10 protein-coding genes are annotated in these 12,830 nt (G+C 36.5%); 4 read left to right on the top strand and 6 right to left on the bottom strand.

Annotated elements, in window-relative coordinates:
* Window positions 1-393 precede the first annotated feature (393 nt).
* Window positions 394-858, top strand: coding sequence for a leucine-responsive transcriptional regulator Lrp (lrp, locus tag Q0794_RS01575; RefSeq protein ID WP_298939678.1), 465 nt, complete (start codon window positions 394-396; stop codon window positions 856-858).
* 160 nt (window positions 859-1,018) lie between these two features.
* Here the strand turns inward: lrp and Q0794_RS01570 are convergent, their stop codons facing one another.
* Window positions 1,019-1,786: an SDR family NAD(P)-dependent oxidoreductase gene (locus Q0794_RS01570; RefSeq protein WP_298939676.1), complete on the bottom strand. Its 768-nt coding sequence runs from the start codon at window positions 1,784-1,786 to the stop codon at window positions 1,019-1,021.
* A 474-nt stretch (window positions 1,787-2,260) separates the two neighbouring features.
* On the opposite strand from Q0794_RS01570, the gene serC reads away from it, so the two are divergent.
* Window positions 2,261-3,454 (top strand): 3-phosphoserine/phosphohydroxythreonine transaminase, encoded by a 1,194-nt coding sequence (gene serC / locus Q0794_RS01565; RefSeq protein ID WP_298939674.1) that lies wholly within the window; start codon window positions 2,261-2,263, stop codon window positions 3,452-3,454.
* A gap of 474 nt (window positions 3,455-3,928) precedes the next feature.
* On the opposite strand, the gene Q0794_RS01560 is transcribed toward serC, so the two are convergent.
* Window positions 3,929-5,317, bottom strand: a complete 1,389-nt coding sequence (locus Q0794_RS01560; protein WP_298939672.1) for an aminotransferase class III-fold pyridoxal phosphate-dependent enzyme — start codon at window positions 5,315-5,317, stop codon at window positions 3,929-3,931.
* Window positions 5,318-5,552: 235 nt separating this feature from the next.
* On the opposite strand from Q0794_RS01560, the gene Q0794_RS01555 reads away from it, so the two are divergent.
* Window positions 5,553-6,293, top strand: coding sequence for a sulfite exporter TauE/SafE family protein (locus Q0794_RS01555; RefSeq protein WP_298939670.1), 741 nt, complete (start codon window positions 5,553-5,555; stop codon window positions 6,291-6,293).
* A gap of 609 nt (window positions 6,294-6,902) precedes the next feature.
* Here the strand turns inward: Q0794_RS01555 and Q0794_RS01550 are convergent.
* From Q0794_RS01550 to Q0794_RS01535, 4 genes are all read right to left on the bottom strand, one after another.
* Entirely contained in the window at window positions 6,903-7,400 is a 498-nt protein-coding gene (locus tag Q0794_RS01550) for a universal stress protein (protein WP_298939668.1), read from the bottom strand.
* Window positions 7,401-7,456: 56 nt separating this feature from the next.
* On the bottom strand, window positions 7,457-8,800 hold the full coding sequence (locus tag Q0794_RS01545; RefSeq protein WP_298939666.1) for a TRAP transporter large permease: 1,344 nt from the start codon (window positions 8,798-8,800) through the stop codon (window positions 7,457-7,459).
* Window positions 8,797-9,396, bottom strand: coding sequence for a TRAP transporter small permease (locus Q0794_RS01540; RefSeq protein ID WP_298939664.1), 600 nt, complete (start codon window positions 9,394-9,396; stop codon window positions 8,797-8,799). The genes Q0794_RS01545 and Q0794_RS01540 overlap by 4 nt, the downstream gene beginning before the upstream one ends.
* Before the next feature lie 267 nt (window positions 9,397-9,663).
* The gene (locus tag Q0794_RS01535; RefSeq protein WP_298939662.1) at window positions 9,664-10,665 is read right to left on the bottom strand and encodes a TRAP transporter substrate-binding protein; all 1,002 of its coding nucleotides are present in this window, start codon (window positions 10,663-10,665) and stop codon (window positions 9,664-9,666) included.
* Window positions 10,666-11,011: 346 nt separating this feature from the next.
* Between Q0794_RS01535 and Q0794_RS01530 the strand changes: the two genes are divergently transcribed.
* Window positions 11,012-12,535, top strand: a complete 1,524-nt coding sequence (locus tag Q0794_RS01530) for a PLP-dependent aminotransferase family protein (RefSeq protein ID WP_298939660.1) — start codon at window positions 11,012-11,014, stop codon at window positions 12,533-12,535.
* Window positions 12,536-12,830: the final 295 nt, after the last annotated feature.

The raw sequence follows: 12,830 nt of genomic DNA, 5'->3' as shown, positions 1-12,830 counted from the left end.
CTTATCGCTTTTTCTCCGGCAAGAGATGCAACAATGAAAACATATAAACAACTGACCTACCAATAACAATGCCAGATTTATGCCCTAAAGAAAATAGGCTGAGTCAAAATAAAATAGCTAAGCAATTTAATGTAACTTGAACTCCATTCATCAGTGCAATTCTCTAATTTATTACTATAAAAAATATAATTACGGGCATTGCAGTGCTAATAACAAAACTGCCTATTTATCGACCTTTTATTATTTAATAAATAGCTTGTAGAGACAGAATATGTATAAATAAATAGTTTAATTTACTCTATTTATTTATTAATTTTAAAATTAATAGATTATGATACTAACTTTTAGTCTTACAGCAGTTAATTACTCTGATATAGAGTTTGGATACAGTCGATGTCACTAGATAGAATTGATCGTAATATATTACGAGAGTTGCAAAAGAATGGCAGGATTTCTAATGTTGAGCTTTCTCATAAAGTAGGACTTAGCCCTACTCCTTGTTTAGAAAGAGTAAAACGTTTAGAAAAACAAAAAGTAATTAAATCGTACACGGCTTTACTTGATCCTCAATACTTAGATGCATCGCTCTTAGTTTATATTGAGCTAACACTTAAACGTTCTAGTGCTGATGTATTTGAGCGTTTTAATGAAGCGGCAAAAAAGTTAGATTCGATATTAGAATGTCACCTTGTCTCCGGTGATTTTGACTATTTATTAAAAACGCGTGTGGCGGATATGTCGGCATACCGCAAAGTACTGAGTGAAACGTTTTTATCGTTACCTGATATAAAAAGCTCTAAAACCTATGTAGTGATGGAAGAAGTGAAATACTTAACTTCGATTAACATTCCAAATTAATCTGTCACGTTTTACTAAAAGCATTTCCTTTTGGTGAGGTTGATATATCGATCAATATATCAACCTTCTTTCTCATTTTCGTGCCGTCAGCACTAAAATCCACAACAATAAACTGCTCTCTAGCATATTAACTATGCCCTACGTTGTGCTTAATTCACTTTTATTGCTTAACGATTTTAAAACTATCCCACGCTTGAGACGTTGGCATAACTTCTAAACTATTAATGTTGATATGCGCAGGTTGTTCAGCAATCCAAAATATAATATTAGCGATATCTTCAGGTTGTATTGCATTCGTTCCTTCATAAATAGAATCGTATTTATCTTGATCGCCATTAAATCTCACCAAGCTAAATTCACTTTCACATAAACCAGGTTCTAAGCTTGTCACTCGAACGCCTGTTCCGGCAAAATCGCTGCGTAAGTTTCTTGAGAACTGGGCAACAAACGCTTTACTCGCACCATAAACATGGCTTCCCGGATAAGGCCAATTACCAGCAATACTCGCAAGATTGATAATCGTTGAAGACTGTTGTGCTTTTAACACAGATAACAAACTGTGTGTGACGTTAACTAAGCCGGTCACATTAGTATCGATCATGGTATGCCAGTCTGATAGTTTTGCTTTATCTGCTGACTCCGCACCTAATGCTAACCCTGCATTATTGACTAAAATAGCGACCTGTTTAAATCGCTCAGGAAGGCTATTAACGACCGTTGTCACTGCCTCACTATCCCTTACATCTAACACAGAATAATGCACATCAGTCAGTGATGAAAGTTCACTACTGAGGGCTTGTAAACGCTCTTCTCTTCGACCCGTTAAAATCACTGGATAACCATGCTCAGCAAACTTTTTTGCCGTTGCTAAACCAAATCCAGATGTTGCGCCAGTAATTAATACTACGGGGTGTTGATTCGCTGTCATATTTTTATTCCTTAATATTAGCCATATGATAAATTCATTACGCTCATATGATTCATTTTAAATAATTGACCTTCATGGAAAGAGAAATTCAAAGCACTCATTTAAACATATTCATTAACTATTTTTACATAAAACCTAACGATATAAACTATTTGAATAAGGTTATGCTTCTTTATCATCTCAAATAATATGCGACCTATAAAGAGATCGTTAGAGCCAGATGTCTTTTTATCTAGTATCGCGGGGAGATTGAACAAACATAATCGTAATATTAAAAAAATACACGTTGTAATGATTAAAGTAAGCAATAACGATTGGTACCAAGGAAACCCTATTCTGGCGCTAACTTAGTAATAAAGCGCGACTTACACTTTGTCTATCACTTTATAATCAGCATTTAAGTATTCTGAGTTCAAACTCAAAAATACAAGAAAGCTGAAATATATTCATATACAGAAATAAGGAATATTGATTATGGCAGCAGGAAATAAAATGGATGTGCACCCAGCGCTTATTGGTTCGCTCAGTCCAACCGTTTCATCAGATAAGGTGATTAACTTTAGTCCTGGTCCAACATCATTACCTAAAAGTGTCGAAAATGAAATAGCAGCAAGCTTTACTAAATCAGGGTTTACCTCTTTAGCACTGTCACATCGTTCTCCTGAGTTTATAGACATTCTTGATAAAACAACGGCAACATTAAAAAGAGTAATGGGCATTCCTGATAATTACGAAATACTATTTACACATGGTGGTGGACATGGCCAATTTGCAGCACTACCTCTTAACCTTTGTCATGAGTTATCAGACGTGGCAACGTATGTAGTTAATGGAACATGGTCCGCTCGAGGAAGAGATGAAGCACAAAAGTATTGTAATGCGGAAACCATTGATGGAAAAGATCCACAAACAGGTAAGTTCACACACTTTCCTGAATTAACAGAAGAAAATATTAACGTTCAAAGTAAATATGTTTACTTATGTTCCAATGAAACAGTCAACGGCATTGAATTACATCGACTTCCTAAGTTGCCAGAGTCACGAAAACACATCCCTCTTGTCGTTGATGCGAGTTCTGACTTTACCACTAAACCAATCGATTGGAATGGTGATAATGTAGGGGTACTTTTTGCTTGCGCATCTAAAAACATTGGCCATCCTGGATTAACAATGACAGTGGTTCGTAAAGATCTTTTAGGGGAAGGGAAAGCCTCTCCTTTATGTCCTGGTGTATTTAATTATACAACGAACAGTGAAGCAGGGAATCTTTGGAACACGCCTGCAACATTCAATATTGAAGTGGTTGGATTGTTGATGAACTGGCTCGACCGAGAAGGTGGTGTTGCAGCTAACGAGCAACGCTCAATTGCAAAATCACAAGTCCTTTATGATGTTATCGATAACTCAAATGGGTTTTACGCGACACCTGTAGCGAATAAGATGTTAAGAAGTAGAATGAATCTGCCTTTTAATATCAAAGGTGGTGATGATACATTAACGCAAAAATTCTTAATTGAAAGTTGGGAAGCCGGCATGGTTGGTTTGCGCACGTTAACACCTTTTGGTGTTGGCGATTACCTAAGAGCAAGCTTATATAATGGCGTGACGGAAGAGCAAGCAGAAACGCTAGCTCAGTTTATGATAGCGTTTGCAACGAACAACACCTAACACCTAAGATGCCAACTATTAATGGTTGGCAATAACTCTTTTTTAATATTTCCGCTAGTTAACGCTACCTATTTTTGTCGATTCAATGGACACTAGATAAATCCTTTATACATCTTACAATACAATTTTTAGCTTGGAAGTCTTACCATAAGTAGTACATGTCAAACCGTTTACTACAATCTAGAGTAAATAACCTCAGTTCCAAATAAGAAAAGCGATATCCCCCCTATTTGAACGAATTTATTCGTTAAATTATTTTCCAATAAGCAGTTATTGCTTCAACAATTTACCTTGAACTACACACAACGAGCAGTATTGTATAATAATTTTTTATAACCAAATGATTTAAATAGACATTTCTCTTCCGCCGACCAGAATTGAGGTTAAATAGAATATTAATAAAAGAGGTAAGGTAACCATTGCCCTTTTCCATTTATAAATAAGACGATAAACGGAAAAGAGCCATCGATAAATTTAAAGAGAGGTTTCTACAAACACGCTATCAAGCGTATCAATAATAAAATCAGCCTCTTCGTGCGTTAGTGTTAAGACAGGACATAAACATAAGGTATTATTAAAATGCTTAAATGAACGATTAGTACGTCCGATAATAAGCCCTTTTTTCATACACATTCCTGCAATATTCATCGCAACAGTTTCATCAACAGGTGTTTTAGCTACAAGATCACTGACTAGCTCAATCCCTAGTAATAATCCTTTCCCTCGCACATCGCCAATGATTGAATGTTTTGTTTTTAATTCTTCGAGTTTTTCTAATAGATAATCGCCCATTATTGCACTATTACTTACTAGATTTTCTCTTTCTAATATCGCTAAATTCGCTAACGCCGCTGCAGGTCCAGCAGTACAACCGGCGTAAGTACTAACATCTCTAAAATAAGTATCACGGTCGCGAGTGTCAGCAAGGAACTCATCAAATATTTCCTCTGTCGTGACCACACAAGAGATAGCAGCATAGCTTGATGCAACGCCTTTCGCTAAAGTGACAATATCGGGCTTAATACCATAATGCTGATAACCAAACCATTTCCCAGTTCTCCCCATACCGCAAACGACTTCATCGATATGGATTAATACATTATATTTTTTACATATTTCCGCTACCGCTGGCCAGTAACCTTCAGGCGGTGTAATCACGCCTCCACCAGCAGTAATCGGTTCAAAAATAACAGCACCAACAGTATCCGGACCTTCTCGTAAAATCACTTTTTCTAATTCTTTAGCGGCTAAAATACCGTAATCTTTAACATCACCAAACTGACTTCGATATTCACAACAATGTGGAAACTCAACAAAACCAGATAAGAACGGGCCGTAATGTAAACGGCGCTCTTCTTGGCCTGTTGCACTTAAGGCGCCTATCGTGGTGCCATGATAATCACGCTCACGGTATAAAATTTTATTTTTTTTGCCCCCGTACTTTTGCTGCGATATCTGGCGAACTATTTTAAAGGCTTTTTCATTCGCTTCAGACCCTGAACTCGCGTAATACACTCGGCTCATTCCAGGCATTTTTTCTAATAGTTTCTCAGCAAAATTAGCACTCGGCTCTGTTCCTGCGGTGCTGGCAAAGAAGTTAAGCTTTTCTATTTGGTCTCGCACCGCATTAGCAATTTCAGTACGTCCATAGCCAACATTGACACACCAAACACCACCAGAAGAAGCATCAAGATAACTATTTCCTTTCACATCCCAAACTCGCGATCCTTCTCCTTTTACCATGATCATCGGGTCTTGTTGCTTTAAAACGTCTTGTTGTTTTAAAGCACTATGTTGGCTCAAATGGTGCCATACATGATTACGATCTTTTTCAATTAACTGCGCTGTTTGTGAGTCCATCATAGTCTTCTCCTTAGTTAAGTCTCCATTGCCGATACTTACACTAACTTACAAATTAGAATCTTATTTAGCACCAGCAATTTTATTCGATAGCACCAATTTAAATAACCTTTAGACAATTTTTCTATAACATTATTTTGGGAAAAGATGGCTCTATGATTAATCTCCTTTGGCTCTAACGTTAGCACTATAATGCGACGATAGTATGTGGGATATTCAATAATTCTAAGGAAAGAACGTGGAACAAATTTGGTTTGTACTCCCAGTAGTCATCTTCGCGGCAGTGGTCAGGGGATATAGTGGATTTGGCTTTGCGGTTATCTCTGTAGTTGGTTTTAACTTCTTTTTTGAACCTCAACAAAGTGTCGCAATTGTTTTATCGCTAGACTTTATTTGTAGTATCAATCTATGGAAACAAGCCGTTAAGCAAGCTGACTTCCCCGTTCTAAAGAAACTTATTTTAGGGGCTATTTTAGGTATTCCTATTGGTTATTGCTTTTTACTATTTATCCCTGCAGAAATATTAAAACTATTAATTTGTATTGCCATTCTTGGCTTAGCACTACTGTTATTTTCTAACTATAGACCTTTTGATGCGAGCAAAAAAAGAACACAAATTGGTTTTGGACTAACTTCTGGTGCAGGTACAGCTAGTGCATCTATTGGCGGTCCAATGATTGTTTATTACATGTTATCAAGTTCATTAAGTACCAGTACACAACGCGCCACTATGATTCTATTTTTTATAGCCAGTGAAGGGTTAGCCATTATTTCATTGATCAGTGGTGGTTTGACTGATAGCACCTTGCCTAAGGCAATATTAATATTGATTATTCCTACACTGTTAGCCGTTCGTTACGGCCAACATTTATTCAACAAAAAACCACCAGAATCTTTAAAAAGTTTTGCATTACCAATCATGGTTATTGTTGCTTTATTAGGGATGGCAAATAGCACTGTAACAATGATGGGGCAATAATAACTGTAGATAACTGTACATAACTTAGATGGCTTGGAGGTATTCAGGCCATCCCCCCTTTTTAAATTTTTACATTATCTTTGCCCCTCCTAACATTCACTTTATATCCCGTTAATCATAACCTCTCTATTATAGAAATTAAGCTCATTATTAGCCGTAAAAACTTTATATGAAGTTACCCTTGGAGTAGAGAATGAAAAGCTGTCAGCCCCTTTTAGGACTTGTATTATTAGTATCTAACTTCAGTTCCGGATAAAAAAGCGATACAACACAGCTATTAAAGCAAATTTCTGCGTTAATTTATTGATACAACAAACACTTATTGCATCAATAATTCACCTGAACTACGTACAACTAACGACACTGGATAGTCAAAAAAGAGAATCTTATGGTGTTAAATATAATGCCGCTTCCGTTAACCAGAATTGAAGTTAACTAGAATTGAAGTTAACCAGAATTGAAGTTATCTAATTTACGATTTAATGGGAAAATAATATTAGCTTTATCCATTTAGCAAAAACAACATAGACGTGAGGAGTAAACTTTATTACAAGCATAAAAAAACCGAGTAATTTAATAACTCGGTTTGAAATGACTTATCTAAAGCGATTATCTTTTTCTTTCTTTCAAAGGCACTACTAAAACAGGAATACGAGAGCGGGCTAAAACATTTCTTGCAACACTGCCTAAGAAGGTTTCTACAAAGCCTTTTTCATGGGTTCCCATTACAATTAAATCTACTTCTCTTTCTCGCGATATTTTTAATATCGCTTCCATTGGAAAAGATTCGATAATATTGATAGATTTAATTTGTTTACGTACTGCTAAATCTTCAGGCTCAGTGACTTGCGCCCAAAAATCTTCTTGTTTAAGTTCTAATTTAACCTTCGCTTGTCGTTTACGTGCAATTAACATGTCAGTTCGAGAAGCATCGTCCATTACATAGCTCTCTAAGGCCATTCGCGCATCACTAGATAGCTTTTCAACAACGTGCAGAATATGTACCTCAGCACCTGTTTTTTTAGCTAAGAATGCCGCATATTTAAAAGACTCGTTCGATCCTTTTGATAAATCAGTGCTATATAGAATTTTATTAAATTTAAACATATCTATTCCTTTGTAATTAATCTGCTTTATTCATATAAAGCAGATTATTTAATAGCCTAATATCCCAATAGCTCAGGTAGCAGTAGAGCAATCTGAGGTACATAAGCAATAATAATAACAGCAACTGTTGATACAAAAGCAAAAGGTAATGCTTTGGCTGTTACTTCTTCTAATGGTGTATCTGAGATACCTGAAGCAACGAATAAGTTTTCACCCAACGGCGGGGTTGAGAAACCAATTGATAAGCTACACACCATTACGATACCGAAGTGAACAGGGTCAATACCAAGCGTATAGGCGACGGGCAGTAATACTGGCGTTAGAATCATGATAGCAGCAAGTGTTTCCATGAACATGCCAACAAACAATAGGAAAGCAATGATTAATAACCAAATTAAATATAAGTTATCAGTTAGGCTTAACATCGAGTCAGCCACAATCGCTGGGATTTGATTTTCTACTAAAATACGCCCAAATGCAGTTGCCGTAAATAAAATTAACAAGACGCGCCCAGATAACCAAGTAGTGGTTTCTAGGGAATGAATCAGGTCTTTTAATTTCAATTCTTTATGTACGAATACACCAATAAACAAAGTATAAAAGATAGCAACAATCGCTGACTCTGTTGGCGTAAAGAAGCCAGAGTAAATACCACCTAAAATAACCAATGGCGCTAAGATTGACCAAATACCATTACGTGCCGCTTTACCTATTACAGCAACCGACCAACCTTCACCGCTTCCTTTGAAGCCATAGCGGCGACATTGAATATAGTTAAGCGTCATTAAACCAACTGACATAACCACACCAGGTAAAAAACCTGCAATAAACATTTTTGGTATCGAAATACTTTGGAATTCACCATGTTGAGCAATCGCATCTAAAGGCACAACAAGACCTAATGCAGAAATACCAAAAATAACCATTGGAATAGAAGGCGGAATAACAATACCTAGGCCACCCGATGATGCAGTAACAGCTGCAGCGTAACCTTTATCATAACCACGGTTTACCATGGCTGGGATCATTAACATACCAACAGCAGCCGTAGTTGCTGGGCCAGATCCTGAAATAGCACCAAAGAACATACACGCAAGAATTGCAGCCGCCGACATACCGCCCGTTACTGGACCCGCGAAGCTTTCCGCTAAAGTCACTAACCGTTTGGATATGCCGGATGCTTCCATTAGTGCACCAGCGAGTATAAACGCAGGTAATGCCATTAATGGGAACGACCCCACTGAGTTAAAAGCAATTTGCACCAATTTAATTGGATTTTCATCTAAATAAAAAAAAGAGGCTAACGCAGCGACGCCTAAAGACACCATTACAGGTGCACCAAGCATTAACAATGCTAAAAATGACCCAAATAACACCATTACAATGGATGCTTCACTCATGATTTTTTCTCCATCTCTAAGGCAGATTCTTCAACCGTTTTATTGTCAGTTTGTTGGTTAATATCTTCTGATATATCAGTATTGATTAATTCATTCATCTCTTGAGATTCAGGATCAATCACTTCAACACCTTTGATAAATTTCAAGTAATTCACTTGCAGGATGCGGATTGTCATTAACGTGAAAGCGATAGGGAGGATGAGGTATATATACTTCATTGGAACGCCTAAGGTTTGCGACTTCCAAAAAAGGTTCATTCGATTAAAAACAAAGTCATAACTGATATAGATAAAGTAGCTATTAAAGCTCACCCAAATCACGTCTGAAAGTAGTTCTAAAAAAGTACTTAATTTGTCAGGTATCCATTTGTATTGAAATGTCACTCGGTTATGTGCGGATAGTTTTGCTGCATAACTTGAACCAAGAAATACAAACCATACAAACAAATAAACCGATAACTCTTCACTCCAAGTTATTGAATACCCAAATAACTCGCGCGCTAGTATTTGCACGAACAAAAGAGTAACAAACGTTACCAATAATGCTCTACATAAATAACTTTCTAAGTTATCAAATATTTTTAAAATTATTTTCATTATGTTCCCTTTTTAGAGATCAGCCTTGGTATTAAAGTAAGTAATCCATACCAATTGCATCAATTTACTGCAATGACAGCTTAAAAAGGTAAGCCTTAAAGGTGAAAAAATTGTAAAATAATAATTACTTTACAATAAGTTTAAACACTAAAGTGACTTACTTAAATTCATGGTATTGAATATTTATTTATACAATTGGTATTAAATACTTATGTCTTACTAGTACACATAAAGCTGAGTGTCTCCACTCAGCTTTTGGGATTATTTTTAGATACTTTTGCGATCTAAAAGTATTAGTAATTCATTAATTTTATCTTTACCGCCAACTTGTTCGTAGAATTCAGGCCACACAGTTGCTTGTGCTTTTTTAACCCATTCGCCTTCATCTTCTAGTTGATCAATTTGCATTTCATATTTAGCCACTAGCTCTTCCTTGATGCTCCCTTCTTTCTCTTTAATCCAAGCAAGGCTATATTCTGTTGCTTCTTTACCCGCTGCTAAGATTGCTTTTTGTACCTCTGCAGATTGGTCTTGGAAAATGGATTCAGACATAATTAACGGCTCTAATGCAAACAAGTAATGCGTTTCAGTTAGGTACTTTTGAATCTCACCAAACTTCATAGAATAAATCGCTGCATAAGGTGTTTCTTGGCCTTCAACAACCCCTTGTTGAAGTGCTGTAAATGTTTCAGACCATGCTACAGGCGTTGGGTTACCACCAAACGATTGATAAGTTTTAATGATTAAGTCACTTTTAGGAACTCGAATACGTAAGTCTTCAAGGTCAGCTAGGTTTTTAACTGGGTGCTTTGAGTTAGTTAACATTCTGAAACCAGAGTAACTCCAAGCCACAATACGTACACCTGCTTGTTTTAATGTTGTATCAGTAATTCTTTCTTCGATACTGCTGTTGATAACAGCTTCTGCCTGGTCAATATTTTCAAAAATATAAGGGAGAGAAAGAAGGCCAACTGATGGGCTGAATGGTGCTAGGTTATTAGCAGCAACAATAGACATATCTAATGTACCGATAGCCACATCATTTACTGTTGCTTGCTCAGAGCCTAATTGCCCATTAACAAATAATGTCGTTTTGTATTTATCACCGGCTTTTTCAGTTAATAACTCTGAGAATTTAACACCTAATGCCTCTTGAGCACTGCCGCCGCCATCGCCAACTGCAATTTTCCAATTTGCTGAAAGAGCATTTGTAGATAAAACTAAACCAGCCGTTAGTGAAAGAACCTTAATAAATTTCGTTTTTTGCATTTCCATTACCTCATTTACGATTATAACTAACCTACATCAAGTTGATGTATCCATTCCAATTGAACCTAAAAGACACGCTTCAGATTCCTATGCAGTCGAACTACTTTAGACTTAATCAGTTAGATATATTTAACTGACCTCGCTTTCATTATTTAAACTACGCGGTGCAAAAAATAAGATACAGGGCCAGATTTTTTAATTGATAGGCCACAATTCTAACGTTAATAACGACACTGCTTTAAAATAATTTAAACTGGCTCAGAAATTGCGTTATATAAAGAAGTCCTGTCAATTACTTTGCTGGAACACAAACAATAATCGGTTCAATTTTTAAACAGGTAATGTAATGGTTGATTTTTTAATGAATATAGAGCTGCACCAAAATAGCACTTACCAACAACAGATCCGTGAAAAATTAGTAGAGTTAATTGAGCAAGATACCTTTGGAGACAAGGCTTTACCTTCTGGACGAAAGATGGCGCAATTACTTAAAGTATCAAGGAATACTGTCGTACTAGTCTATGAAAGCTTAGTGGATGAAGGTTACTTAGTTGCACGTAAACGTAGTGGTTTCTTTGTACATCCAGACTTGCTAATGGTGCAACGCCTCACCAATTCGGTGCAAACGACTTCTGAAGGAGTGCTTCGTACTCCCCGTCAACCTAATTGGTCAAATAGAATACTCAAGCAACCAAGCCGAATGTCTAGCTTAAACAAAGATGAAAACTGGCTACAATACCCTTATCCATTTATTTATGGTCATATCGATGTGAGTGAATTTCCACTTTATCAATGGCGCGAATGTTCTCGCATAGCCGAAAGTAGAGGTAAATTACATGAATGGGTAGAAGGTTTTATCGATATAGACGACCCACAATTGGTGGCTCAAATACGTCAACAAATTCTATCAAAGCGGGGGATTAGTGCAAAACCGGAGGAGATATTAATTACACTTGGCACTCAAAACTCTTTGTTTTTATTGACGAGCTTGTTAGCAGATAAAACGGTGACATTCGGTGTTGAGAATCCAGGCTATGCTAATTTCCGTCATATTATTTCATTATGTGGCGGTAAAATGAAACCTTTAGAACTTGATAACGTTGGATTAAAAGTAGGTAAACAACTAAAAGGATGTGATTATGTTTTCACAACACCTAGCCATCAGTACCCAACAACCGTAACCATGAGTATTGAACGACGTAAGGCTTTACTTGAACAAGCCTGTAAAGATGATTTTATTATTGTTGAAGATGATTATGAAAGTGAAGTAAATTTTATTCAAGAACCTTTACCAGCATTAAAAAGCTTCGATCAAGATGGTCGAGTCATTTATGTAGGAAGTCTTTCTAAATCATTGACGCCGGGTATACGCATTGGCTACCTTGTTGCAGAAAGCTCATTAGTGACAGAGTTACGAAAATTACGCGCATTACAATATAGACACCCTCCCTCTAATAACCAACGGATCACTGCTTTATTTATTAGCCAAGGTTATTATGATAGTCATGTACGACGTATGCGACGCACCTATGAAAAGAAATGGTTGTTAATGCAAGAAGGCATTAACCAATATCTTTCTACCTGCAAAGTACACTCGACTCCAGGTAGCTTTTGTTTTTGGATCGCATTACCGCAGGGTATTAGTAGCCAAATGTTAAAAGACAAAGCAGCACTACATGGCTTACTAATAGAGTCTGGTGATACGCTATTTATGCAGCAAGATGCACCAAAGAACTATATCCGTTTAGGTTTTTCGGCTATCAATACTGAAAAAATATTAGATGGATTAGCAATTTTAGGTGGGATAATCGACCAAGCACCTTCCCTAATATCAAGCCATATAAAACCTCTGAAAAAACGTATGGCTTAGGCTCAATATAGAAAAATAAAGAAGCGTATTAGGCACGGAATTTAATTTTATTGAACTCATCATTTTTAAGTAACGGTGTATTCTGGTTTATCTTCACCTACCATATTATCGAGATGGAAAAACAAATAATATAATGCCAACATAATCAAAAAGGTTGGCATTATATAAATAGCAATCTTAATCTACCTTACTTATTACTTAGTTCATATCCGGTTCAAATAAGTTTCGCTTCATATAAAACTTTACCCATAGCGCACCAATAATACTTAAAAAAACTAATATTCCACCAGTGATA

The organism is uncultured Psychromonas sp. (assembly GCF_947489755.1).
Lineage (GTDB): Bacteria > Pseudomonadota > Gammaproteobacteria > Enterobacterales > Psychromonadaceae > Psychromonas.
This window is presented reverse-complemented; position numbering and strand designations above follow the sequence as displayed.

Bases quoted from the DNA above. Each gene is read 5' to 3' on its own strand.
- Q0794_RS01570 (WP_298939676.1), bottom strand. From the start codon at position 1,786: ATGACAGCGAATCAACACCCCGTAGTATTAATTACTGGCGCAACATCT.
- Q0794_RS01560 (WP_298939672.1), bottom strand. From the start codon at position 5,317: ATGATGGACTCACAAACAGCGCAGTTAATTGAAAAAGATCGTAATCAT.
- lrp (WP_298939678.1), top strand. From the start codon at position 394: ATGTCACTAGATAGAATTGATCGTAATATATTACGAGAGTTGCAAAAG.
- Q0794_RS01550 (WP_298939668.1), bottom strand. From the start codon at position 7,400: ATGTTTAAATTTAATAAAATTCTATATAGCACTGATTTATCAAAAGGA.
- Q0794_RS01530 (WP_298939660.1), top strand. From the start codon at position 11,012: ATGGTTGATTTTTTAATGAATATAGAGCTGCACCAAAATAGCACTTAC.
- serC (WP_298939674.1), top strand. From the start codon at position 2,261: ATGGCAGCAGGAAATAAAATGGATGTGCACCCAGCGCTTATTGGTTCG.
- Q0794_RS01540 (WP_298939664.1), bottom strand. From the start codon at position 9,396: ATGAAAATAATTTTAAAAATATTTGATAACTTAGAAAGTTATTTATGT.
- Q0794_RS01535 (WP_298939662.1), bottom strand. From the start codon at position 10,665: ATGCAAAAAACGAAATTTATTAAGGTTCTTTCACTAACGGCTGGTTTA.
- Q0794_RS01545 (WP_298939666.1), bottom strand. From the start codon at position 8,800: ATGAGTGAAGCATCCATTGTAATGGTGTTATTTGGGTCATTTTTAGCA.